Origin of the sequence: Lelliottia jeotgali (assembly GCF_016771845.1) — a bacterium.
GTDB classification, from domain to species: domain Bacteria; phylum Pseudomonadota; class Gammaproteobacteria; order Enterobacterales; family Enterobacteriaceae; genus Enterobacter; species Enterobacter jeotgali.
This window is the reverse complement of the sequence record NZ_JAENMQ010000004.1, coordinates 85385-108585: the sequence shown is the minus strand read 5'-3', so window position 1 is coordinate 108585 and position 23201 is coordinate 85385. Positions and strand designations below refer to the sequence as shown.

Sequence of the window (23201 nt, the reverse complement as noted above, 5' to 3'; positions counted from 1 at the left end):
CTTTGGGAGAGGGCCGGGGTGAGGGGATCAAACTGCACGTTTCCCCAGCGGCACCACCAGCGGCGTTCCCGCTACCGGATCGTCAATAATCATGCAGCGCATTCCGTAGATACGCTCGATAAGCTCTGGTGTCACAATCTCCTTCGGCGCGCCTTGCGCCACAATCTTTCCGTCACGCAGCGCAATCAGATGCGTGGCGTAGCGGCACGCCTGATTCAGATCGTGCAGCACCGCCGCCAGCGTATAGCCCTGAGTGCGGTTCAGATCGCTCAGCAACTCAAGTAAATCAATCTGATGGCTAATATCCAGCCAGGTAGTCGGCTCGTCGAGCAGCATAATCGCCGTCTCCTGCGCCAGCACCATCGCGATCCACGCGCGCTGCCGCTGACCGCCGGACAGCGTATCGACGCTTTGCCTTGCCAGATCGGTGATCCCCGTTGCCTGCATCGCGCGGGCCACGGCCTCTTCGTCCTCTTTGCGCCAGCGGGTAAACAGCGGCTGATGCGGATACCGCCCGCGCGCTACCAGCTCCTGCACGGTGATATCTCCCGGCGTGGTGGCATTTTGCGCCAGCAGTCCAATCCGCCGTGCCACCTCTTTGCTGGCATAGCTTTGGATTTGCTCCCCGTCGAGAAACACGCTGCCGTGCTGGGGCGTCATCAGACGGCTCAGGGTGCGCAGCAAAGTCGATTTTCCGCAGCCGTTCGGACCAATAATCGCCGTGAAATGGCCGTCGGGAATCGACACGGTCAGCTCGTCGACCACGATTTTTTTACCGTAGCCGAGGGTCAGTTTTTCGCCGCGCAAGCGGGATGTTGTGGCATTCATTTCTTGCGGGACTCCTGGACTAACAAGACGATGAGGTAAATCCCGCCAAGGCTGACAGTCACGACGCCCACCGGAAGTTGATAAGGCATAAACAGCTGCTGGGCGCAGAGGTCGGCGGCCAGCAATAACAACGCGCCGCACAGCGCCGACTGGGTCAAACCCCAGCGGGCGGTGCCGCTGATCCGTCGCGCGATGTGCGGGGCGACCAGCGCAATAAACGAAATCGGCCCGGCGATAGCGGTGGAGGCGGCGGTTAGCACCACGGCGACCAGCATCAGCGTCAGGCGCGAACGCTCAACGCTCACCCCCAGCGCACAGGCGCTGTCGTCACCCATCTCCAGCAGGCGCATTTTGCGCACCAGCAGCCAGGAACAGACCATCATCAGCGCGATAATTGGCGTGGCGGGCAGAGTTTTCGCCCACGTCAGGCCGTTGAGTGAACCCGCGTTCCACAGCCCTGCGGAAAGCGACGTTTCTAACGAGGCGTGCAGCAGAAGCCAGGTGTTAAACGCCATCAGCATAGCGCGGATGCCGATGCCGATAATGATCAGACGGAAGGTTTCGATGCCGTTGCGCCAGGCGAGCAACCAGACGACCAGCGATGTGAGAATGCCGCCCGCCATCGCCGCGAAGGCAATCGCCGTGAGATGCTGACCAAACAGTACCATCGCCACCAGCACACCGCTCCACGCCCCGGTGTTGAAGCCCATCACATCCGGGCTGCCGAGCGGGTTGCGCAGTAACGACTGGAAAATCGCGCCGCTCACGCCGAGCGCCGCGCCGACCAGAATCGCCATCACCACGCGCGGCAGGCGCCACTCCGTGACGACCATAGTGATATTACGCGGTGCGCTGCCGGTGAGGGCGTTAAAGACCTGGCTGAAATCGAGCGTCACCGCGCCGCTGCGCAGGCTCCAGACGGCAATCAGCAGGCTGGCGGCGACCAGCAGCAGGCAGGAGAACACTAAACGTCGGGACGGAGACATCACAGGGCACCTCCGCGCTGGCGTCGCACCAGGAAGATCAGCACCGGCGCGCCGATAAAGGCGCTAACTACCGACACGCGCAGCTCACCCGGCACCAGCACGCGCCCGATGATATCGGCAAACAGCAGCAGGGTCGGAGTGGCGAGTAGCGTGACCGGAAGCGACCAGCGGTGATCGGACCCGACAATCCAGCGCGCCATGTGCGGCATCATCAGGCCGATAAAGGCAATTGGGCCGACGACGGCGGTCGCGCTTCCGCACAGCACGGTGATCGCCAGTAAACCCATCAACTGGGTGCGCGCCACGCGGCTGCCCAGCGCGGTGGCGGTATCTGTCCCGAGACTCAGGCTGTTCAACGCCCGGCTGGAAAAGAGCGCCACGGCGGCGGCGATCAGCACCGGAATGGTGACCACTTTCAGGGTTTGCAGCGTGCGAATGTCCAGCGAACCCGCCTGCCAGAAACGCAGCTGATCCCAGACGTCAGGGTTAAGCAGGGCGATGCCTGAGGATAAGCCTTCGAGCACCGCGCCGAGCGCTATGCCCGCCAGCGTCAGACGCACCGGGCTGAGCTGTCCACCGCCCTGGCTGCCGGTAAAGGCTACCAACAGGGATGCAGCCAACGCGCCGCAAAAGGCCATCAGCAGTTGTTCGGTGGGGGAGGAGAAGCCAAACAGCGCCGCGCCGAGGACGATGGCAAAACTGGCACCGGCGTTAACGCCGAGAATACCGGGGTCGGCAAGCGGATTGCGGGTCAGGGTTTGCATCAACGCCCCGGCAAGGCCCAGCGCTGCACCGGCCAGCAGCCCGGCAAGGGTTCGCGGCAACCGCGCATCGAGCACAATAATGCAGTCTGCACTCTGACATGTTCCGGAAAGGGCATCGACGATCGTGGACGCGGGCAGCGGTTTCGCGCCGACCAGCAGGCTGAGTGCAACAGCAAAAAACAGCAGTATCAGTAAAACGGGCACGGCAGTGGCGCGCACCGTCAAAGAGGAAGACGACATAGCAACATCCATGATTTGATAATGATAGTAATTATCGTTATCTATCTTATTTGGCTATGTTAGCATGTGCGGCCAAGGAATTGGTATAAAAGAAACCGTTAAGGCCCTGTAATGACCCGACAATCCTGGCTGCTCAACCTCAGTCTGCTCAAGACTCACCCGGCGTTTCGCGCCGTGTTTATCGCCCGTTTTATCTCCATTTTATCCCTCGGCCTGCTCGGTGTTGCCGTCCCGGTCCAGATCCAGGCCATGACAAACTCCAGCTGGCTGGTCGGTCTTTCTGTAACTTTGACGGGCAGCGCGATGTTTATCGGCCTGATGGTCGGTGGCGTGCTGGCGGACCGTTACGAGCGCAAAAAGCTGATCCTGCTGGCGCGCGGCACGTGCGGCGTGGGCTTTGTCGGGCTGTGCCTGAACGCCATGCTGCCGGAGCCGTCGCTTGTCGCGATCTATGCGCTCGGTTTGTGGGACGGATTCTTTGCCTCGCTGGGTGTGACGGCGCTGCTGGCGGCAACACCTGCGCTGGTCGGGCGTGAGAATCTGATGCAGGCCGGGGCAATCACTATGCTCACGGTGCGTCTGGGGTCGGTCATTTCGCCGATGGTCGGCGGCCTGCTGCTGGCGACCGGAAACGTGGCCTGGAACTACGGACTGGCGGCGGCGGGGACATTTATCACCACGCTGACCTTGCTGCGCCTGCCATTGCTGCCGCCACCGCCGCAGCCGCGCGAACATCCGCTGAAATCCCTGATGGCGGCGATCCGTTTTCTGTTCAATAATCCGTTGATTGGCGGCATTGCGCTGCTGGGCGGACTGCTGACGATGGCGAGCGCGGTGCGCGTGCTTTATCCGGCGCTGGCGCTGGAGTGGCAGATGGGCGCTTCGCAAATTGGCCTGCTGTACGCGGCCATCCCGCTCGGCGCAGCGTTTGGCGCGCTGACCAGCGGTAATCTGGCGCAGAGCGCACGTCCGGGGCTGATTATGCTTTCGGCCACGCTGGCGTCGTTTATCGCTATCGGCTTCTTCAGCCTGATGCCGTTCTGGGCGCTGGGCGTGGTGTGTCTGGCGCTGTTTGGCTGGCTGAGCGCCATCAGTTCTCTGCTGCAATACACCCTGATTCAGACGCAAACGCCGGAAGGGATGCTCGGGCGAATCAACGGCCTGTGGACCGCTCAGAACGTGACGGGCGATGCGATTGGCGCGGCGATTTTAGGCGGGCTGGGGGTCATTATGACGCCAGTAGCGTCGGCGAGCAGCAGCGGGTTTGTGTTAGCCATCATCGGGGTAATTTTATTGATGACGTTAGCGGAGTTACGTCGGTTCCGTCAGGAGCCCGTCGTTATCGAAGAAGTTTAAGGTTTTTGTCGTTATGTAGGCCGGGTAAGGCGTAGCCGCCACCCGGCAGAAAACGCCCGGTGGCGCTTCGCTTACCGGGCCTACGGGGAAGGTGCCGTTTATTTGAAAATGGCCTCTAAACGCTGCAACACCAGCATCGCGCTGTAATAATCCAGGCGGAAGGTTTCCGTCCCGAGCGCCCAGACGCGTTTGTTTTCGACGGATGGGAGATGCGCCAGCAGCGGATTCGCGTAAATCGCGTCGACATCTTTCTGGTCACCCGCAAACAGGAACAGCCCTTGTCCGTTCAGACCCGTCGCCAGGTTTTCACCGCCCAGCTGAATGATGTCGTGGCGTTTGCCCTGGCTTTTTGAGGTTGTCAGACCGGCAGGCAGTTCAGCCAGCTGGAAGCCCAGCTGTTGCAGGAATTTGCCCTGCGCGGATTCAGTGGTCCACAGGTTCGCGCTGTGCGCGGCGGCAGTGTAAACGATGGCGTTGACCGGCTGCGGCGGCAGCTTCATGTTCTGTTTAACCTGCGCCAGTTGCTTATCAAATTCCGCGATGCGCGCGGCGGCCTGTTTTTCCTGCCCGGTGATGGTCCCCAGCTGCGTCAGCAATTCCTGCCAGCTTTTGTCGTCGTAGTTGATGATGAGCGTCGGCGCGATAGCCGACAGCTGATCGTACAGCGCCAGCGCAGAATCGCCGCCGGTGGCGCTAATCAGAATCAGATCCGGCATTTGTGCAGCCACGGCTTCCGCGCTCGGTTCGCCGATATACAGACGAGCCAGTTTGCGTTGTTTCGCGATGTCGCCCCACTGGCGCATAAAGCCCTGTGCGTCCGCCACGCGGTTATTCGGGGTGGTCGCCCCGCTGGCAATGACCGGTGCGTCAATTGCCAGCAGCGAGCCGGTGAGGGTCACGCTGGTGGAGACAATGCGCGTGGGTTTGGCTTCAAGCGTGTGCGTCCCGTGGCTATCGCTCACCTGACGCGGCCAGTCGGCGGCGGTGGCTGAGGTTAGTCCTAAAACAAAAAGTCCTGCTAAAAGCAGGGTGTTACGACAAACAGCAGGGAGTTTCACAAAGCGGCATCCTGTTTTTGTTGAGGTTAATGCTTCTCATTTTCATGATTGCGTCGAAGGGATGCAAGCGATAGTCGCACAAGATGCGCTGTCGGCGGTTGACACCACCGCGCTCTGCGATTAGGTTAGCCATCGAAAATATAAATGATAACTATTCGTAATGCGTTTATCGTTTAAGGAGGATGATATGGATACGTCATTGGCTGAGGAAGTTCAGCACACCGCGACCACGCTGCAATCAGACAGCTTTTTCTTTATGTCGCCTTATCGCAGTTTCACCACGTCAGGCTGTTTTGCCCGCTTTTCTGAATCCGCCGTCGGCGGCGACGATCTGGCTGGTGCTTTCCAGCAAAAGCTGGCGCAGGCCTTCCGGCAGGCCAAAGCCCAGGGGATAACGCACCCGATTATGGTCGGCGCGATCCCGTTCGATACCCGCAAACCGTCGTCACTGTTTATTCCGCAAAGCTGGCAAACCTTCTCGCGCCCGGCGCGACAGAAATCTGCGCGCTACCTTCCAGGGGCGCAGGAACTGAGCGTCACGACGCGCACCGAAATCCCCTCGCAGCCGATTTTTGAAGAGATGGTGGCCCGCGCCGCTGCGCTTACCGCCACGCCACAGGTCAATAAAGTGGTGCTCTCGCGCCTGATTGATATCGCCGCCGATCAGAAGATCGACAGCGGGGCGCTGCTTGAGCGTCTGATCGCGCAAAACCCGGCCAGCTTTAACTTCCACGTGCCGCTCGAAGACGGTGGTGTGCTGCTGGGCGCAAGCCCGGAGCTGCTGCTGCGCAAAGAGGGGACGCACTTTAGCTCGCTGCCGCTGGCCGGTTCCGCGCGCCGTCAGCCGGACGACATGCTGGACCGCGAAGCCGGGAACAAACTGCTGGCCTCGGAAAAAGATCGTCACGAGCACGACCTGGTGACGCAGGCGATGAAAACCGTGCTCGAAAAACGCAGCCACTATCTGACCATGCCCTCTTCACCGCAGTTAGTGACCACGCCGACGCTCTGGCATCTGGCGACGCCTGTCGAGGGCGAAGCGCACGAACACGAAAACGCGCTGACGCTGGCCTGCCTACTGCATCCGACGCCAGCGCTGAGTGGTTTCCCGCATCAGGCGGCGAAACAGCTGATTGCGGAACTCGAGCCGTTCGATCGTGAACTGTTCGGCGGCATCGTCGGCTGGTGCGACAGCGAAGGCAACGGCGAGTGGGTAGTGACCATCCGCTGCGCGCGCATTCATCAGAATTCGGTTCGCCTGTTTGCGGGCGCGGGCATTGTCCCGGCTTCTTCGCCGGTCGGCGAGTGGCGCGAAACCGGGGTCAAACTCTCCACCATGCTCAACGTTTTTGGTTTGCACTGAGGAACGAACATGACGATTCCCTTTACCCGCTGGCCCGAGGAATTTGCCCGGCGCTACCGTGAAAAAGGCTACTGGCAGGATCTGCCGCTAACCGATATTTTGACCCGCCACGCCGACAGCGATGCGACGGCGATTGTCGACTGCGAGCGTCAGTACTCTTATCGCCAGTTCCATCAGGCGGTGAACAATCTGGCGTCTGCCTTGCAGGCGCAGGGCGTGAAGCGCGGTGAGACGGCGCTGGTGCAGCTCGGCAATGTGGCGGAGTTTTACGTGACGTTCTTCGCGCTGTTACAGGTGGGCGTTGCGCCCGTCAATGCCCTGTTCAGCCATCAGCGCAGCGAACTGAACGCCTACGCCACGCAGATTGAACCGGCTTTGCTGATTGCCGACAGGCAGCACGCGCTGTTTGCGGGCGATGATTTCCTGAATACCTTTGTCGACCAGCATCGCTCCGTGCGCGTGGTGCTGCTGCGCGGTGATACGGGCGAACATGCCCTGGAAGCGGCGATAGCGCGCCCGGCGGATAACTTTATCGCCAGCCCAACGCCTGCCGATGAAGTGGCGTTTTTCCAGCTCTCCGGCGGCAGCACCGGCACGCCGAAACTGATCCCGCGCACCCACAATGACTACTACTACAGCATTCGTCGCAGCAACGAGATTTGCGCCATCAACAGCCAGACGCGCTACCTGAATGCGCTGCCTGCCGCGCATAACTACGCGATGAGTTCCCCCGGCTCGCTCGGCGTGTTCCTCGCGGGCGGCTGCGTGGTGCTGGCCAACGATCCAAGCGCGACGCTGTGCTTCCCGTTGATCGAAAAACATCAGATTAACGTGACCTCGCTGGTGCCACCGGCGGTCAGCCTGTGGTTGCAGGCGATTGCCGAAGGCGCGGGCAACGCCCAGCTCGCGACGCTGGCGCTGTTGCAGGTGGGCGGCGCACGTCTTTCTGCCACGCTTGCCGCGCGTATTCCGGCGGAAATCGGCTGCCAGTTACAGCAGGTGTTTGGTATGGCGGAAGGGCTGGTGAACTACACCGCGCTCGACGATTCGCCGGAAAAAATCATGAACACCCAGGGCCGCCCGATGTGCCCGGACGACGAAGTGTGGGTGGCGGATGAACACGGCAATCCACTGCCGCGCGGCGAAGTCGGACGCCTGATGACGCGCGGGCCGTACACCTTCCGCGGCTATTTTAAAAGCCCGGAGCACAACGCCAGCGCCTTTGACGCCGACGGTTTTTACTGCTCGGGCGATCTGATCGCCATCGACGAACAGGGCTACATCACCGTTCAGGGGCGCGAAAAAGATCAGATCAACCGTGGTGGCGAGAAGATCGCTGCCGAAGAGATCGAAAACCTGCTCCTGCGCCACGACGCGGTGATCCACGCGGCGCTGGTCAGCATGGAAGACAGCCTGCTGGGTGAGAAAAGCTGCGCGTATCTGGTGGTGAAAACCCCGCTGCGGGCGGTGGAGGTGCGGCGTTTCCTGCGTGAGCAGGGCGTGGCGGATTTCAAGCTGCCGGATCGCGTCGAGAGCGTGGATGCGCTGCCGCTGACGCCGGTAGGAAAAGTGGACAAGAAACAATTGCGCCTGTGGCTGGCCGAACGCGCCAAGGGCTGAGGAGTTAAATATGGCAATCCCAAAATTAACCGGTTATGCGCTGCCAACGGTGGCCGATCTGCCGAACAACAAAGTGAGCTGGGCGTTTGAGCCTGAGCGCGCGGCGCTGCTGATCCACGACATGCAGGAATACTTCCTCAACTTCTGGGGCGATAACTGCCCGATGATGGAACAAGTGGTGGCGAACATCGCTCAACTGCGTGATTACTGCAAAAAACATAACATTCCGGTCTATTACACCGCCCAGCCGAAAGAGCAGAGCGATGAAGATCGCGCCCTGCTGAACGACATGTGGGGACCCGGCCTGACGCGTTCCCCGGAACAGCAGCGCATTGTTGCCGAACTGGCTCCGGACGAAGCCGACACCGTGCTGGTGAAATGGCGCTACAGCGCGTTCCACCGTTCGCCGCTGGAGCAGATGTTGAAAGAGACAGGCCGTAATCAACTGCTGATTACCGGTGTCTACGCCCATATCGGCTGCATGACCACCGCGACGGATGCGTTTATGCGCGATATCAAACCGTTCTTCATCGCCGACGCGCTGGCTGATTTCAGCCGTGAAGAGCACCTGATGTCCCTCAACTACGTGGCGGGCCGTACCGGTCGTGTGGTGATGACCGATGAACTGCTGCCGTCTGTGCCAGCAAGCATTGAGGCGCTGCGCGCCGTGGTGTTGCCGCTGCTGGATGAATCCGACGAGCCGATGGATGACGAGAACCTGATCGATTACGGTCTGGACTCCGTGCGCATGATGGCGCTCGCGGCCCGCTGGCGCAAAGTGCACGGCGATATCGATTTCGTGATGCTGGCTAAAAATCCAACCATTGATGCCTGGTGGGCGCTGCTTTCCCGCGAGGTGAAGTGATGGCCGGTTTCGATTTCAGCGGTAAAACCGTCTGGGTAACCGGGGCCGGAAAAGGCATCGGTTACGCTACAGCGTTGGCCTTTGTTGAGGCTGGCGCGCAGGTGACCGGTTTTGATCTCGCGTTCCCGGAGCAGGATTACCCGTTCGCGACCGAAGTGCTGAACGTGGCGGATGCGACTCAGGTGAGCGACGTCTGCGGGCGCGTGCTGGCGACGACCGAGCGCCTCGACGTGCTGGTGAACGCGGCAGGGATTTTGCGCATGGGGGCGACGGATCAGCTCTCGCAGGACGACTGGCAGCAGACTTTTGCGGTCAACGTCGGCGGGGCGTTTAACCTGTTCCAGCAGACGATGGGGCAGTTCCGCCGTCAGCAGGGTGGGGCAATCGTCACCGTCGCATCTGACGCGGCGCACACCCCACGCATCGGGATGAGCGCGTACGGCGCATCGAAAGCGGCGCTGAAAAGCCTGGCGCTGACCGTCGGTTTAGAGCTGGCGGGCAGCGGCGTGCGCTGCAATATTGTCTCGCCAGGATCGACCGATACCGACATGCAGCGCACCCTGTGGGTGAGCGATGACGCCGAGCAGCAGCGCATTCGCGGATTTGGTGAGCAGTTTAAGCTGGGCATTCCGCTCGGCAAAATTGCGCGACCGCCTGAAATTGCCAACACCATTCTGTTCCTCGCCTCGGATCTGGCCAGCCACATCACGCTGCAGGATATTGTGGTCGACGGCGGCTCAACCCTGGGGGCGTAGATGATCTGGAAACGTCATTTGTCCCTTGAAGAGCTGAACGCCACCAGCCTGAATACGATGGTGGCGCATCTTGGGATGGTTTACACCCGCATCGGCGATGACACCCTCGAAGCCGAAATGCCGGTGGATGCGCGGACGCATCAGCCGTTTGGCCTGCTGCACGGTGGTGCCTCGGCGGCGCTGGCGGAGACGCTGGGCTCGATGGCCGGTTTTCTGATGACCCGCGACGGGCAAAACGTGGTGGGGACGGAGCTGAATGCGACCCATCACCGTGCCGTGTCGCAGGGCAAAGTGCGCGGCGTGTGTCAGCCATTGCATCTGGGGCGTCAAAATCAAAGCTGGGAGATCGTGGTGTTCGACGAGCAGGGACGGCGGTGCTGTACCTGTCGGTTGAGTACGATGGTGTTGGGGTAGGTTTGGTGCCCGCGTGTTTGTCGGGTGGCGGCTGCGCCTTACCCGACCTACAAAATCCCCGAACATCGGCTCGGTAAGGCGCAGCTGCCACCGGGCAATATGTCCGCCCGAAGTTTGTAGGCCCGGTAAGCGTTAACGCCACCGGGCAATGCCACCATGAAAGTGATCTACGTAACACAGTCACGTAAATATCTGGTTTGACCACGCATTATTGAGTTTCAAAGTTGTTAAATTTTAAGCCGTGATCTAGAAACAAAATGTAACATCTCACTGTTTCACGCTAACGGATATCAACTATGAACAACTCAGGGAAATACCTCATCTGGGCAGTGCTCTCCGTTGTGGGCGCATTTGCTCTGGGCTTTATCGCCCTCAATCGTGGTGAACAGATCAATGCGCTATGGATTGTCGTCGCTTCCGTCTGCATTTATCTGATCGCGTATCGTTTTTATGGTCGTTTTATTGCCGACAAAGTCCTGGCGGTGGATGCCACGCGTATGACGCCTGCGGTTCGTCATAACGACGGGCTGGACTACGTACCAACGGATAAAAAAGTGCTGTTCGGTCACCACTTTGCGGCGATCGCCGGAGCGGGGCCGTTAGTCGGGCCGGTGCTGGCCGCGCAGATGGGCTATCTGCCTGGGATGATCTGGATCCTCGCGGGCGTGGTGCTGGCCGGGGCGGTGCAGGACTTCATGGTGCTGTTTGTCTCCACCCGCCGCGACGGGCGTTCGCTCGGTGAGCTGGTGAAAGAAGAGATGGGCGCAACGGCCGGGGTGATTGCGCTGATTGCCACCTTTATGATCATGGTGATCATTCTGGCGGTGCTGGCGATGATCGTAGTGAAAGCCCTGACCCACAGCCCGTGGGGCACTTACACCGTGGCCTTTACTATCCCGCTGGCGATTTTCATGGGGATCTACATTCGCTACATCCGCCCTGGGCGCATTGGTGAAGTGTCGGTCATTGGCCTGTTCTTCCTGGTGTTCGCGATTATCTCCGGTGGCTGGGTGGCGGAAAGCCCGACCTGGGCGCCGTACTTTGACTTTACCGGCGTGCAGCTGACATGGATGCTGGTGGGCTACGGTTTTGTCGCGGCAGTGCTGCCGGTCTGGCTGCTGCTGGCTCCACGCGATTACCTCTCTACCTTCCTGAAAATCGGCACTATCGTTGGTCTGGCGATCGGTATTCTGATTATGCGCCCGACCCTGACGATGCCTGCCCTGACCAAATTCATCGACGGTACTGGCCCGGTCTGGACCGGCAACCTGTTCCCGTTCCTGTTTATTACCATTGCCTGCGGGGCGGTGTCGGGCTTCCACGCGTTGATTGCTTCCGGGACTACGCCGAAAATGCTGGCCAATGAAAATCAGGCCTGCCTGATTGGCTACGGCGGCATGCTGATGGAGTCTTTCGTCGCGATCATGGCGCTGGTCTCGGCCTGCATCATCGATCCGGGCGTGTACTTTGCGATGAACAGCCCGATGGCGGTGCTGGCTCCGGCGGGTACTGTTGATGTGGTGGCCTCTGCGGCGCAGGTGGTGAGCGGCTGGGGCTTCGCGATTACCCCGGAAACCCTGACCCACATTGCGAACGAAGTGGGCGAGCAGTCGATCATCTCCCGTGCGGGCGGTGCGCCAACGCTGGCGGTAGGGATGGCGTACATCCTGCACGGCGCGCTCGGCGGGCTGATGGATGTGTCGTTCTGGTATCACTTTGCGATTCTGTTTGAAGCGCTGTTTATCCTGACGGCGGTGGATGCCGGGACGCGTGCGGCGCGCTTTATGCTGCAAGATCTGCTGGGGGTGATTTCACCGAACCTGAAGCGCACCGATTCGCTGCCTGCCAACCTATTGGCGACGGCGCTGTGCGTGCTGGCGTGGGGATATTTCCTGCATCAGGGCGTGGTGGACCCGCTGGGTGGGATCAATACCCTGTGGCCGCTGTTTGGTATCGCTAACCAGATGCTGGCGGGAATGGCGCTGATGCTTTGCGCGGTGGTGCTGTTTAAAATGAAGCGCCAACGTTATGCGTGGGTAGCACTGGTGCCAACGGCGTGGCTGCTGATTTGTACGCTCACCGCTGGCTGGCAGAAAGCGTTTAGTCCGGACAACAAAGTCGGCTTCCTTGCGATTGCCAATAAGTTCCAGGCGATGATCGACAGCGGTAAGATCCCGGCACAGTACACCGAGTCGCAGCTGTCACAACTGGTATTTAACAACCGTCTGGATGCCGGGCTGACCGTCTTCTTTATGGTGGTGGTTGTGGTGCTGGCGTTGTACTCTCTGAAGACCGCCCTGGCGGCGCTGAAAGAAGACAAGCCGACTGCGAAAGAGACCCCGTACGAGCCGATGCCGCAAAATCTGGAAGAGATTGTGACGCAGGCGAAAGGGGCGCATTAACAAAACCATGCCGGGTGGCGCTAGCGCTTACCCGGCCTACGCTTCTTATCCCCCTCTCCCTTTGGGAGAGGGCTGCGGTGAGGGGACAACACGAGAATTAACCATGTTCGATACCTTATCCAAAGCAGGAAAATACCTCGGCCAGGCGGCCAAAATGATGATCGGTGTACCGGATTACGACAACTATGTCGAACACATGCGCGTCACCCATCCAGACCAGACGCCGATGACTTACGAAGCGTTTTTCCGCGATCGTCAGGACGCTCGTTACGGCAGCAAAGGCGGGCCGAAGTGCTGTTAACCCTCTTTCGGGAAGTAGAGGCTGATTTGTTCCTGAGTGCAGCCGTAAATGGCGGCCAGCTTTTCGCGGGTACGTTTTTGCGGGCGGGAGTCCAGCGCTTCGAGCTGTGAAACGGCGGACTGACTGATGCCCAGTTTATCGGCCACTTCCTGTTGAGATAAACCGCGCAGGATACGCCAGGCGGCCTGCAGGCTGACGTTTTCGTAAGTCATGATGCTGCAAACGTCACCTGGTAGCTCGACATCATCATAGATATCATGCTCGCACTCGATATCCTCCAGATCGTCATCAGTCTCGTCGTCGATTTCTGACATCTGCAAACACATACGAAAATACTCGTTATACGGGATAACGGCGTACTGCGGATTCCCTTCGTGATCATTAATTATTTGAACGGCCATAGGGTACACATTCCTCATGTAGATAATTGGTAGACGTTCTGCGCTTGACAGACAGAACATGACAGACGCTTGGCTCGCCGTCGTCCATTGTGAGGATGATTCGATAATCTCCCACGCGCAGGCGGTAATGATTTTCTGTCGCGGACATTTTTCTGAGATCGGGTTTTGGTGCTGAATGATCGTTAAGGCTGGATAACCTCTCCTCGATTCGTTTTTGATACCTGCTGTCGATTCTGCTCAACTCTTTTTTCGCCACATTCGACCAGACAACCCTCATCTGTTCCTCCACTTTACACCCCATTTTTTATAAGGAAATAATAAGACTATTAGAAAAATTCCGAATTTCTTATGGGGTACTGTAGAGCGCGGGATTTTACGGCGAAAGGGGCAAAACGAAGGGGGGCGAGGCGGCTCGCAAGCGCCTCTGTCAGGCGACAGAGGCGTGCAAAAAATGTGGAAGCAGGCTTCAGGCGTTTAAGCCGCCGTCCACGTCCAGACCGGTGCCAGAGATTTGCCCGGCGGCAGGGCTTGCGAGGAAGGTCACCGCCGCCGCGATATCTTCCGGCTGGCCGTAATGACCGGTGGCAATCAGCTGGCGCTGAGAGTCAGCCTGCTCGCCATCTTCCGGGTTCATGTCGCTGTTGGTTGGGCCGGGATGGACCAGATTGACGGTGATTCCGCGCGGCCCCAGATCGCGGGCCAGACCTCGGGTGAGAGAGTTAAGGGCAGATTTGGTCATCGAGTAGACGGAGATTCCGGGCTGGGCGACGCGGTTGGCGAGACAGCTGCCAATGTTAATGATGCGCCCGCCGTCAGACAGATGGACTAATGCAGCCTGGGTGGCGATGACTACACCGCGGATGTTGACGTTGATCAGGGCATCGATGTCCGCCAGCGTCATGGACTCCAGCGGGCCGCCGCGCGCAATCCCGGCGTTATTGACCAGAATATCCAGCCCGCCCAATGTTCGCGCGGCCTGCGTCACGGCATCCTGAATGGCCTGTGCGCTGGCGCTGTCGGCCTGAATCGCCTCGCTGTGACGCCCAAGTGCGGCTATCTCATCGGCGACGGCCTGGGCTTTATCAGCGGATTTTTCATACGTAATAACCACGTCAGCCCCCGCCTGGGCCAGCGACAGCGCGATGGCACGCCCCAAACCACGACTGGCGCCGGTAACCAGCGCCTTCTTACCCGTTAAATCAATCTGCATGATGACCTCGTTGCGAGAGTGGTGAGAATCATCATTAGGTATAGACGGTCGAGGCGATTAGCGGCTGAAGTTTTCCACCTTCACCAGCGCAGCGTAAAGCGTCTCTGGCGTGAGGGTGACCGGGAGGAAGTGAATCGACTCCACCGGGCGCAGCGTATGGGCGATCACCCTGTCCAGCTCAGCGCGATTAGTGATATCCACGTCAAGTTCACGAAGCGTAGTTGGCAGATGAAAACGCTGATATGCGGCAATTAACTGCGCAAGAACATCGTCCTGACCGAGCAGGGCGCTTTGCACCAGAATGCCGTAAGCGACTTTGGTGCCGTGCAGGAATTTCTCAGTCTGTGGCAGCACCGTTAACCCGTTGTGCACCGCATGCGCCGCCGCCACGCGGGTGTAGCGCTCACCTAGCCCGCCGACCATTCCACCACCGGCGATAATGGCGTCGACCACATCGCGAAACGCCTGAGTTTGTTCGCCACGATCCTGATCCGCCAGCGCCTGTTCGCTGCTCTCCAGCAATACGTCGCGGATCGCCAGTGCGCCGTTGATGCCGAGCCGCACCGTCAGAGACAGTTCTTCCGGTTTCGGCGCCAGCACCACCGCTTCGTACCATTTCGCCAGCGTATCGCCGATGCCCGCCAGCAGATACTCCGCCGGGGCGTTGAGGATAATTTGCGGCTCGACCAGCACCAGGAAATTGGCGTCATCGAAAATCTCAAACTGTAACGCCTGACCGGCGTCGTTGTACCACACGGACAGCGGCGTCCACGCTGCGCAGGTGGCAGCGATGGTGGGAATACCGACGAACGGTGCACCGAGTCGACGCGCCACCGCTTTGACGGTGTCGAGCACCGCGCCGCCGCCAACGCCGATCACCACGCTAACGTCCGAACCTGATTCATTCACCAGATGAGTAACATCGCGCTCGCTGCAGTGGCCTTTAAACAGCAGATGCTTCGCGCCAGGCGCGTTGAAGCTTTCAGGCAGAAAAGGGCGTGCGCCTTCGATGGCGCGTTCGCCGTAAATCCACACCGCGCGGGAAAGCTGTTCCGGGGTGAAAAAATCACTCAGACGCGCGAGGCTGCCCGAGTGCGAAAAATAGTTTGCCGGGCCGGGTACGACTCGAATATCTGTGTTGCTCATGAGGGTGTCCTTTTTGCGAAGCGCTAACCTGATGTTATGTCTGGACATCCGGATGGCTAATAATATTTCGCTTTATCTTATGCCTTTTCACTCATTGCCAGTCAACCCCAGCTGTGAAAAATTCAATAAATCAAAATATTAAATGAGAAGGAATGACAGCGGATGGGTTCCAGTCGCCTTGAGATGCGTGGTATCAGCCTGGCCTTTTCGGGGTTTCAGGCACTGTCGCGCGTAGATTTCACGCTTACGGGCGGTTCCGTCCATGCGCTGACGGGGGCAAACGGGGCCGGAAAGTCGACGCTGATGGCGGTGCTGTGCGGCACGCATGACCATTACGAGGGTGAAATCAGCATTAACAATCAGCCGGTGGGTATCCGCGAACCGCTGGATGCCAAACTGCTGGGTATTCATCTGGTGCAGCAGGAAGTCGATGTGGCGCTGATTCCTGGCTTAAGCATCGCCGAAAACATCATGCTCGATAATCTGGCGCAGCCGGGTCATCGCTATCGTTGGCGTGCGATTCGCGAACAGGCGCAGCAGGCCCTGGCGCAGCTGGATATTTCCCTCAACGTTCGTCGTTCCATCGACAGCTGCACTCTCGCCGAAAAGCAGCAAATTCTGCTGGCGCGGGCCCTGTCGCACCACTGCCGTTTTCTGATTCTGGATGAACCCACCGCGCCGCTGGATGCCCACGAAAGCGAGCGCCTGTTTGCAGTCGTCAAGCGCCTGCAACAGCAGGGGATCGGCGTGGTGTTTATCTCGCACCGCATTCATGAGCTGAAAGCGATTTGCGACACCTTAACGGTGCTGCGCGACGGTAAGCTGATTGAGTCCGGCCCGATGGCAGCGCTTTCTGGTGAAGCCATCGTCGAGAAGATGCTCGGCCACGAGCTGAGCGATATCTACCCGCCTGCACGCCCAAAGCACAGCGACGAAACCCTGCTGCGCGTGGAAGGGCTGCACGATGAAACGCTGCTGAAAGATATCTCCCTGCACCTGCGCAAAGGCGAAATTCTCGGTATCGCTGGGCTAGCCGGGGCCGGGAAAACGGAACTGTGCAAGGCGCTGTTTGGCGCCTCGAAAAGCCGTATTGACAGCGGAGAACTGAATCATCAGGCATGGAAACCGCGTGACCCGGCAGATTCAGTGATGCGCGGGCTGGCACTGGTGCCGGAAGAGCGGCGCAAAGAGGGCATTTTTATCGACGAACCGGTGAGCATGAACCTGGCGGTGAGTGCGGATAACAGCTTCTCGCGCTGGAGCCTGTTTGGCCATCGTCAGGCGTGGCGCTGGGCCGAGGAAGTGATCGCCCGCGTCGGCGTGCGAGCGCGCGGGCCGGGGCAGATTCTGCGTCGTTTGTCGGGCGGGAACCAGCAGAAAGTGGCAATTGGCAAATGGCTGCGCGGTAACGCCAGCGTGCTGATCTTTGACGAGCCGACCAAAGGCGTGGACGTGAAGGCCAAAACCGATCTGTTCCAGCTGATCGACGGTCTGGCGCGTGAAGGCAAAGGGGTGATTTACGCCTCCGGCGAGTTTGCCGAGCTGGTGGGATTGTGCGACCGCATCTGCGTGCTGTGGGACGGCAAGATCGTGGCAGAAATCGCCGGGGCCGAGGCCCGCGAAGAGACATTACTTTATTATTCAACCGGAGGTACGGCGTCGTGAGCAAGGCCCTTTCAGTGAATGCGACGGCGTCGGGCCGTCAGCAGTTTTTCGATTTTCTCTACAAATGGGGCATGTTGCTGACCGTGGTCGCGCTGGTGGCGATTTTTGGTATTGCGTCGGACAACTTCCTCGATCCGTTCAACATCATCAACATTTTGCGTTCCATCGCCATTGTGACGGTGATTGCGATTGGGGTGTCGATTTCCCTGACCGTCGGCGGGTTTGATCTCTCCGTCGGTTCGACGGCGTCGCTGGCAAATGCGCTGGTGATTTCGCTGTTCGTCTGGCATGGCTTTGGGACGACCGAGTCGATCCTGATCACCCTCGCGCTCTGTACGCTGGTCGGGCTGTTTAACGCCTTTCTGATTGTCATCCTGCGCATCCCGGACATGCTGGCGACGCTCGCCAGTCTGTTCGTCATTCAAGGCGTGGCGATGACCTACAGCTACGGTGGCTCCATTACCGAAAACATGGTGCTGCCGAGCGGCGACATGGCGGAAGGGACCATTCCAGCGGCGTTTGGCCTGCTCGGCCAGGTGCCGACGATTGTGATTATCATGCTGGTGGTGACGGTGCTGGCACAGTTGGGACTGTCGCTGACCACGCACGGGCGGCGCATGTACGCCATCGGCGGCAATCCTGAAGCGGCGCGGTTGTCCGGCATTCGCACTACGCGTTACAAAGTGGCGGCGTATGTGATTGCTTCTTTGCTGGCCGGGTTAGGCGGAATTTTGCTGGCGTCACGCATTGGATCGTCACAGGTGAATGCGGGCGGTGGGTATCTGATGGATGCGGTGGCCGCGGCGTGGATTGGTTTTTCGCTGGCGGGTTCCGGCAAGCCTAATGCGCTGGGGACGCTGGTCGGGGCGGTGATTTTAGGCGTGCTCTCCAACGGGCTGGTGATGCTCTCGGTGCCGTATTACGCGATGGACATTATAAAAGGGCTGGTGCTGGCAGTGGCGCTGGCGATTACCTACATACAAAAACGTTAAAAACTTAACAACACAACGGGATAACAAAATGAAAAAAATAGCACTCTCTTTGGTGGCGCTGGGATTACTGACGGCATTGCCTGGCTACGCCGCGACGCCTGCGCCGGTTCCGGCGGCGATTGCTAACCACGAAGGCCCGATTCGCATTGCGGTGATTCGTAACCTCGGTTCTGATGACAACACCACCCAGTTTGTCTCGGGCGCGATTCAGGAAGGGAAAAAGCTCGGCTTTAAAGTCAGCACCTTCTTAAGCAACGGCGATGACGCCAAATTCCAGGATTTCGTTAACCAGGCCATCAGCCAGAAATATGACGGAATCATCCTTTCTCAGGGGCGTGATCCGTACTCCACGGCGCTGGTGAAAAAAGCCGTCGATGCCGGGATCAAAGTGGCGGTGTTCGATACCGCCGTCAACGGTGAAATTCCGGGCGTGACCGTCACCCAGCAGGACGACGCCTCTCTGACCAACCTGTCGTTTGGCCAGTTGGCGAAAGATTTCAACGGCAAAGCCAACATCATCAAGCTGTGGGTCGCGGGCTTCCCGCCGATGGAACGTCGTCAGGCGGCGTACCAGGAGCTGCAAAAGCAGTATCCGGGCATCAAAGAGCTGGAGTCGATTGGCGCGGTGTCGTCTGACGTGCAGGGCGACACCGCGAACAAAGTCGGCGCAGTGCTGGCGAAATACCCGAAAGGCCAGATTGACGCGATCTGGGGAACCTGGGATGCCTTCAGCCAGGGCGCTTATAAGGCGCTGAAAGAGAACGGTCGCACCGAGATCAAACTCTACAGCATTGATATTTCCAACCAGGATTTGCAGCTGATGCGCGAATCCGGCAGCCCGTGGAAAGTGAGCGTGGCGGTTGATCCGAAGCTGATCGGGGCCACCAACGTGCGTCTGATTGCCAATAAGATCGCGGGCGAAACCACACCTGCGACCTACGACTTTAAAGCAGCAGCCATTCCACAGGCGTTGCTGGCGGCCCAGCCGGGTGCGGTCAACGTGGCGTCGCTCGGAAAAATCATTCCGGGCTGGGGCCAGACCGAAGATTTTATCGCGCCGTGGTTTGCGACGCTGGAAGCCAAGAGCAAGTAACATTGCCCGGTGGCGCTGCGCTTACCGGGCCTACAAAAAACGTAGGCCGGATAAGGCGCAGCCGCCATCCGGCAAAAGGAACGGATATGTCCTCTCAATTACCTCGCCCCGACTACACCCGCAATATGCGGCTGATTGGTCACAGCGATCAGGGCGGTCGCCCGGACGGCGTGCAGCTGATGGTGCATCGTGGTTTTGCCTATATCGGCCATATGGTGTCGCAGGGCTTTTCCATCGTCGACGTGCGCGACCCGAAAAATCCAAAAGCGGCGGGCTATGTGCCTGCGCCGCCGGGTACCTGGAATGTGCATTTGCAGGCGCATGACGATCTGCTGCTGGTGATCAATGCCCGCGATCTGTTTGCCGACGCCCGTTTTGCCGACGAAAAGGTCTACTACACCCGCCAGGTGGGGCACACCGTCAGCGACGTGCAGGACAAAGGCTGGAGCGCGGGGCTGCGGATTTTTGATATCTCCACGCCGGACAAACCGCGTGAAATCAGCTTCCTGTCCCTCGACGGGATCGGTATTCACCGCATCTGGTACGTCGGTGGGCGCTGGGCCTATGTCTCGGCGCTGATCGACGGTTTTACCGACTACATTTTCCTGACCATCGATCTGGCCGATCCGCGCAAACCGGAAGTGGCGGGCCGCTGGTGGTTACCGGGGATGAATCAGGCGGCAGGCGAACAACCGACATGGCCGGAAGGCAAACGCTACGCCCTGCATCACGCGATTATCGCGGGCGATACCGCCTACGGCAGCTGGCGCGACGGCGGTCTGACGCTGCTGGATGTGAAGGACAGAACGCAGCCGAAGCTGATTAGCCATCGCAACTGGAGCCCGCCGTTTGGCGGCGGAACGCACACCGCGCTACCGCTGCCGGACCGGGATCTGCTGGTGGTGCTGGATGAAGCGGTGCTTGATAATCAGGAAGATGGCGAAAAGCTGATCTGGCTGTTCGACATCCGCGAGCCGTCGAATCCGGTCAGTATTTCAACCTTCCCGCAGCCCGATGAAACGGACTATGTGGCAAAAGGGGCGCACTTTGGGCCGCACAATTTGCACGAAAACCGGCCTGGGAGTTTTATCAGCTCGACGCTGATTTTCGCGACCTACCAGAATGCGGGCGTGCGCGCGTACGATATTTCGAACCCGTACCGCCCGGTGGAAACCGGTGCGCTGGTGCCCGCCGCGCCGACAAAAATGATGGACACACGCCCGAATCGCCCGCAGGTGATTCAGTCATGCGATGTGTTCGTGGACGCGCAGGGGATTATTTACAGCACCGATTACAACGGTGGGTTGTCGGTGATTGAGTATTTGGGATAGGTGCATTTATCTCCCTCTCCCTGTGGGAGAGGGTTGGGGTGAGGGCAACAAACCGCACTCAACTATACTGACGCACCCGCGCCACTAACTCCTCGGCGCTGTCGATACGGTCGGCGATCACAATCAACGCTCTGCCGAGGGTGATGGCGTGGCGCAGGCATTCGTGGCGCATCGCCTCGTCGGCGATGGTGTCGATATCCGCCACGTGCGACAGCCCTACACTGCGGCGGATCAGCTCCGTACCGCAAAAACCAATCGCATCGGTCCAGACTTTTTTCAGAAACTCAGAGGCATAGCCCGGCGCGCTCAGGGCCGCATCTCGGGTCTTCTCTCGCGCCAGCGCCTGGAAGCGTTCTGCGAAAGTGTTCCACAGCTCCTGAATATCCGTCAGACGTTGCTCGCGGGCGGCAGCCGCATCACGAATGCCCAGATGGCCCGGCAGACCGCAGAAGTTCAGCAACAGATTGCCGATGGCAGTACCGATATCGAACCCAATTGGGCCGTAATAGCCGAACTCGGCGTCAATCGCCTTGAGGCTGCCGTCAGCAACAAAAATTGAGCCGCTGTGAATGTCGCCGTGCAGCAGGGCTTCGGCCTGCGAGAAGAAGCGGTGCTTGAGCGACGCGACAGCGACTTTTAGTCGATCGTCATTTCGCAGGGCGGCTACGTCTGCTTCCAGCTCAGCCGGATAGTTATTGCGCTCGTGGATCTGGTACGGATCGTTGAAGAACAGATCTTCAGTGATCTCGCACATCTCCGGGTTAATGTACTTCGCCACCTGCGCTTTTTTAGCGTGCGGGTGCAGGTAAAAATCGCTGGTGTGGAACAGGGTGTGGGCCAGATATTCCCCCAGCTGACGTGAAGCCTGTGGGTAATACGCCCCGCTAATCAGCTCGCCGCGCCAGATTTTATGGCTGGAGAGATCTTCCATCACCATCACCGCCAGCTCCGGGTCATAGTGGTGGATTTTGACCGTATGCTGCGGGCTATGCTGATAGTGCTCGACCAGGGTCTGCGCTTCAAGACGGGCGCGATCCAGCGTCAGCGGCCAGGACTCGCCGACGCAGCGCACATAGGGCAGCGCCTGTTTGACGATGATGCGGCTCACGCCCTCGGCATCAAAAATTTTAAACACCAGATTGAGGTTGCCGTCGCCCACTTCCTGCGCCTCCACCAGCGATGATGGGTTATCGAGGCCGCCAAACTGCTTTGCATATTCCACGGCATCCTGGGCGGTAAAGGTACGGTATTGCGACATTGCCTGTTCCTCATCAGTTCTGGTAATAAAGACATTTAGACGTCTATACATCTGAATTTTATCCTGACACAATGTGATACAACAACGCAACAGAGAATTAACGACATGCAGACATTACAGACGACCAGCCTGCGGGTGGCGGATAATCAGCTATTTATTCTCGACCAACAGGCGCTTCCGCAGGAGAAACGCTGGCTGGACGCTTCAACGGTAGAGGCGCTGGTCGGCCACATTCACGCGCTCAGAGTGCGCGGCGCGCCGCTGATCGGGCTGTCTGCCAGTCTGTTGCTGGCACTGTTGGCCGAGTCCGGGAAAAGCCGCGATGAACTGGCTGAATCACTGGAAACTCTGCGCGCGTCACGTCCGACCGCGGTGAATCTGATGAACAATCTCGACCGAATGAAGGTGGCGCTGTGGCAGGAGGATTTTGTTCCCGCTTTGACGGCAGAAGCGCTGCGTCTGATTGAGGAAGACAAACAGCTCTGCGACGCCATCGCCCGCGCGGGGAGCGAACTGGTCAAACCGGGAAGCCGTCTGCTGACCCACTGCAACACCGGTGGCCTGGCGACGGCGGGCGTCGGCACCGCGCTGGGGGTGATTGCGATTGCGCATCAGCAGGGCAAAATCGCCAATGTCTGGGTGGATGAAACGCGTCCGCTATTGCAGGGCGGCAGGCTGACCGCCTGGGAACTGGGTGAGCTGGGCGTGCCGTATCAGCTGATCACCGATTCTATGGCCGCCAGCCTGATGGCAAAAGGGCAGGTGGATGCGGTGTGGGTCGGGGCGGATCGCATTGCCGCCAACGGCGATGTGGCGAATAAAATCGGGACTTACTCTCTGGCGGTGCTGGCGAAATTCCACGGTATTCCGTTCTACGTTGCGGCCCCGCAAACCACGCTCGATCCAAACTGTCCGAACGGTGAGGCGATCCCGATTGAGCAGCGCGCCGCCAGCGAAGTGACGGGCGTCGCCGGGAGTTTTGGCGCGGTGCAGTGGGCTCCGGAAGAGGCGAAAGTCTACAACCCGGCGTTTGACGTTACGCCTGCGGCGTTGATCAGCGGCTGGGTACTGGATACGGGCGTGGTGTGGCCGCACGAGGTGGCAGCAGGGAAATTCGCCTGAGTCCGGCTATCCTTTAAGGGCCTTCCCCGAA

General features: G+C 59.3%; 22 protein-coding genes. 13 read left to right on the top strand and 9 right to left on the bottom strand.

Features of this window, described 5'->3' with window-relative positions; all coding sequences use genetic code 11:
- Positions 1-27: 27 nt before the first annotated feature.
- Genes fepC through fepD form a run of 3 tightly spaced genes read right to left on the bottom strand, consistent with a single transcriptional unit; the run spans position 28 to position 2818 of the window.
- Positions 28-828, bottom strand: coding sequence for an iron-enterobactin ABC transporter ATP-binding protein (fepC, locus tag JBO43_RS11310; protein ID WP_095281160.1), 801 nt, complete (start codon positions 826-828; stop codon positions 28-30).
- The gene (gene fepG, locus JBO43_RS11305) at positions 825-1817 is read right to left on the bottom strand and encodes an iron-enterobactin ABC transporter permease (RefSeq protein WP_202674324.1); all 993 of its coding nucleotides are present in this window, start codon (positions 1815-1817) and stop codon (positions 825-827) included. Before fepG ends, fepC begins: the two co-directional genes overlap by 4 nt.
- Positions 1814-2818 (bottom strand): Fe(3+)-siderophore ABC transporter permease, encoded by a 1005-nt coding sequence (gene fepD / locus JBO43_RS11300; protein ID WP_202674323.1) that lies wholly within the window; start codon positions 2816-2818, stop codon positions 1814-1816. The genes fepG and fepD overlap by 4 nt, the downstream gene beginning before the upstream one ends.
- A 111-nt stretch (positions 2819-2929) precedes the next feature.
- On the opposite strand from fepD, the gene entS reads away from it, so the two are divergent.
- Positions 2930-4174: an enterobactin transporter EntS gene (entS, locus tag JBO43_RS11295; protein WP_202674322.1), complete on the top strand. Its 1245-nt coding sequence runs from the start codon at positions 2930-2932 to the stop codon at positions 4172-4174.
- A gap of 98 nt (positions 4175-4272) precedes the next feature.
- Here entS and fepB read toward each other — a convergent pair whose 3' ends face one another.
- Positions 4273-5232 carry a Fe2+-enterobactin ABC transporter substrate-binding protein gene (gene fepB / locus JBO43_RS11290; protein WP_202674321.1) on the bottom strand — a complete coding sequence of 320 codons (960 nt, stop codon included), beginning with the start codon at positions 5230-5232 and terminating at the stop codon, positions 4273-4275.
- Positions 5233-5419: 187 nt separating this feature from the next.
- Between fepB and entC the strand changes: the two genes are divergently transcribed.
- From entC to JBO43_RS11255, 7 genes are all read left to right on the top strand, one after another.
- The gene (gene entC, locus JBO43_RS11285; RefSeq protein ID WP_202674320.1) at positions 5420-6595 is read left to right on the top strand and encodes an isochorismate synthase EntC; all 1176 of its coding nucleotides are present in this window, start codon (positions 5420-5422) and stop codon (positions 6593-6595) included.
- A gap of 9 nt (positions 6596-6604) precedes the next feature.
- Entirely contained in the window at positions 6605-8215 is a 1611-nt protein-coding gene (gene entE / locus JBO43_RS11280) for a (2,3-dihydroxybenzoyl)adenylate synthase EntE (RefSeq protein WP_202674319.1), read from the top strand.
- A 10-nt stretch (positions 8216-8225) separates the two neighbouring features.
- A complete protein-coding gene (locus tag JBO43_RS11275; protein WP_103949472.1) occupies positions 8226-9080 on the top strand; it encodes an isochorismatase in 855 nt (284 codons plus the stop codon).
- A complete protein-coding gene (entA, locus tag JBO43_RS11270; RefSeq protein ID WP_103946704.1) occupies positions 9080-9835 on the top strand; it encodes a 2,3-dihydro-2,3-dihydroxybenzoate dehydrogenase EntA in 756 nt (251 codons plus the stop codon). Before JBO43_RS11275 ends, entA begins: the two co-directional genes overlap by 1 nt.
- Entirely contained in the window at positions 9836-10249 is a 414-nt protein-coding gene (entH, locus tag JBO43_RS11265) for a proofreading thioesterase EntH (protein WP_012016530.1), read from the top strand.
- A 296-nt stretch (positions 10250-10545) separates the two neighbouring features.
- Positions 10546-12651, top strand: a complete 2106-nt coding sequence (gene cstA / locus JBO43_RS11260) for a pyruvate/proton symporter CstA (RefSeq protein WP_103949471.1) — start codon at positions 10546-10548, stop codon at positions 12649-12651.
- Positions 12652-12754: 103 nt separating this feature from the next.
- Positions 12755-12952: a YbdD/YjiX family protein gene (locus JBO43_RS11255; protein WP_095281171.1), complete on the top strand. Its 198-nt coding sequence runs from the start codon at positions 12755-12757 to the stop codon at positions 12950-12952.
- Here JBO43_RS11255 and JBO43_RS11250 read toward each other — a convergent pair.
- The 4 genes from JBO43_RS11250 to JBO43_RS11235 form a co-directional block, all read right to left on the bottom strand.
- Positions 12949-13353, bottom strand: a complete 405-nt coding sequence (locus JBO43_RS11250) for a type II toxin-antitoxin system RelB family anti-toxin (RefSeq protein ID WP_095281172.1) — start codon at positions 13351-13353, stop codon at positions 12949-12951. The genes JBO43_RS11255 and JBO43_RS11250 overlap by 4 nt on opposite strands.
- Entirely contained in the window at positions 13334-13630 is a 297-nt protein-coding gene (locus JBO43_RS11245) for a type II toxin-antitoxin system RelE family toxin (protein WP_202674381.1), read from the bottom strand. Before JBO43_RS11245 ends, JBO43_RS11250 begins: the two co-directional genes overlap by 20 nt.
- Before the next feature lie 189 nt (positions 13631-13819).
- The gene (locus JBO43_RS11240; protein WP_095281174.1) at positions 13820-14563 is read right to left on the bottom strand and encodes an SDR family NAD(P)-dependent oxidoreductase; all 744 of its coding nucleotides are present in this window, start codon (positions 14561-14563) and stop codon (positions 13820-13822) included.
- Positions 14564-14620: 57 nt separating this feature from the next.
- Positions 14621-15709 carry an oxidoreductase gene (locus tag JBO43_RS11235; RefSeq protein ID WP_202674318.1) on the bottom strand — a complete coding sequence of 363 codons (1089 nt, stop codon included), beginning with the start codon at positions 15707-15709 and terminating at the stop codon, positions 14621-14623.
- A gap of 162 nt (positions 15710-15871) precedes the next feature.
- Here JBO43_RS11235 and JBO43_RS11230 point away from each other — a divergent pair, with 162 nt between their 5' ends.
- The 4 genes from JBO43_RS11230 to JBO43_RS11215 all read left to right on the top strand — a co-directional run bounded on the left by JBO43_RS11230 (position 15872) and on the right by JBO43_RS11215 (position 20790).
- Positions 15872-17374 (top strand): sugar ABC transporter ATP-binding protein, encoded by a 1503-nt coding sequence (locus tag JBO43_RS11230; protein WP_202674317.1) that lies wholly within the window; start codon positions 15872-15874, stop codon positions 17372-17374.
- Entirely contained in the window at positions 17371-18366 is a 996-nt protein-coding gene (locus JBO43_RS11225) for an ABC transporter permease (RefSeq protein WP_102104200.1), read from the top strand. Before JBO43_RS11230 ends, JBO43_RS11225 begins: the two co-directional genes overlap by 4 nt.
- Before the next feature lie 28 nt (positions 18367-18394).
- Positions 18395-19459: a sugar ABC transporter substrate-binding protein gene (locus JBO43_RS11220; RefSeq protein WP_095281178.1), complete on the top strand. Its 1065-nt coding sequence runs from the start codon at positions 18395-18397 to the stop codon at positions 19457-19459.
- An 86-nt stretch (positions 19460-19545) separates the two neighbouring features.
- A complete protein-coding gene (locus tag JBO43_RS11215) occupies positions 19546-20790 on the top strand; it encodes an LVIVD repeat-containing protein (RefSeq protein WP_202674316.1) in 1245 nt (414 codons plus the stop codon).
- A 58-nt stretch (positions 20791-20848) separates the two neighbouring features.
- On the opposite strand, the gene mtnK is transcribed toward JBO43_RS11215, so the two are convergent.
- Positions 20849-22048, bottom strand: a complete 1200-nt coding sequence (gene mtnK / locus JBO43_RS11210; protein WP_202674315.1) for an S-methyl-5-thioribose kinase — start codon at positions 22046-22048, stop codon at positions 20849-20851.
- Positions 22049-22153: 105 nt separating this feature from the next.
- Between mtnK and mtnA the strand changes: the two genes are divergently transcribed.
- Positions 22154-23170 (top strand): S-methyl-5-thioribose-1-phosphate isomerase, encoded by a 1017-nt coding sequence (gene mtnA / locus JBO43_RS11205; protein WP_202674314.1) that lies wholly within the window; start codon positions 22154-22156, stop codon positions 23168-23170.
- Positions 23171-23201: the final 31 nt, after the last annotated feature.

What these genes read in the sequence shown, in the direction of transcription:
- JBO43_RS11240 (WP_095281174.1), bottom strand. Translation starts at nt 14,563, where the DNA reads ATGCAGATTGATTTAACGGGTAAGAAGGCGCTGGTTACCGGCGCCAGT.
- JBO43_RS11220 (WP_095281178.1), top strand. Translation starts at nt 18,395, where the DNA reads ATGAAAAAAATAGCACTCTCTTTGGTGGCGCTGGGATTACTGACGGCA.
- JBO43_RS11215 (WP_202674316.1), top strand. Translation starts at nt 19,546, where the DNA reads ATGTCCTCTCAATTACCTCGCCCCGACTACACCCGCAATATGCGGCTG.
- JBO43_RS11235 (WP_202674318.1), bottom strand. Translation starts at nt 15,709, where the DNA reads ATGAGCAACACAGATATTCGAGTCGTACCCGGCCCGGCAAACTATTTT.
- mtnK (WP_202674315.1), bottom strand. Translation starts at nt 22,048, where the DNA reads ATGTCGCAATACCGTACCTTTACCGCCCAGGATGCCGTGGAATATGCA.
- JBO43_RS11275 (WP_103949472.1), top strand. Translation starts at nt 8,226, where the DNA reads ATGGCAATCCCAAAATTAACCGGTTATGCGCTGCCAACGGTGGCCGAT.
- fepC (WP_095281160.1), bottom strand. Translation starts at nt 828, where the DNA reads ATGAATGCCACAACATCCCGCTTGCGCGGCGAAAAACTGACCCTCGGC.
- entA (WP_103946704.1), top strand. Translation starts at nt 9,080, where the DNA reads ATGGCCGGTTTCGATTTCAGCGGTAAAACCGTCTGGGTAACCGGGGCC.
- JBO43_RS11230 (WP_202674317.1), top strand. Translation starts at nt 15,872, where the DNA reads ATGGGTTCCAGTCGCCTTGAGATGCGTGGTATCAGCCTGGCCTTTTCG.
- JBO43_RS11250 (WP_095281172.1), bottom strand. Translation starts at nt 13,353, where the DNA reads ATGGCCGTTCAAATAATTAATGATCACGAAGGGAATCCGCAGTACGCC.
- entH (WP_012016530.1), top strand. Translation starts at nt 9,836, where the DNA reads ATGATCTGGAAACGTCATTTGTCCCTTGAAGAGCTGAACGCCACCAGC.
- entC (WP_202674320.1), top strand. Translation starts at nt 5,420, where the DNA reads ATGGATACGTCATTGGCTGAGGAAGTTCAGCACACCGCGACCACGCTG.
- fepD (WP_202674323.1), bottom strand. Translation starts at nt 2,818, where the DNA reads ATGTCGTCTTCCTCTTTGACGGTGCGCGCCACTGCCGTGCCCGTTTTA.
- JBO43_RS11245 (WP_202674381.1), bottom strand. Translation starts at nt 13,630, where the DNA reads ATGAGGGTTGTCTGGTCGAATGTGGCGAAAAAAGAGTTGAGCAGAATC.
- mtnA (WP_202674314.1), top strand. Translation starts at nt 22,154, where the DNA reads ATGCAGACATTACAGACGACCAGCCTGCGGGTGGCGGATAATCAGCTA.
- entE (WP_202674319.1), top strand. Translation starts at nt 6,605, where the DNA reads ATGACGATTCCCTTTACCCGCTGGCCCGAGGAATTTGCCCGGCGCTAC.
- JBO43_RS11255 (WP_095281171.1), top strand. Translation starts at nt 12,755, where the DNA reads ATGTTCGATACCTTATCCAAAGCAGGAAAATACCTCGGCCAGGCGGCC.
- cstA (WP_103949471.1), top strand. Translation starts at nt 10,546, where the DNA reads ATGAACAACTCAGGGAAATACCTCATCTGGGCAGTGCTCTCCGTTGTG.
- entS (WP_202674322.1), top strand. Translation starts at nt 2,930, where the DNA reads ATGACCCGACAATCCTGGCTGCTCAACCTCAGTCTGCTCAAGACTCAC.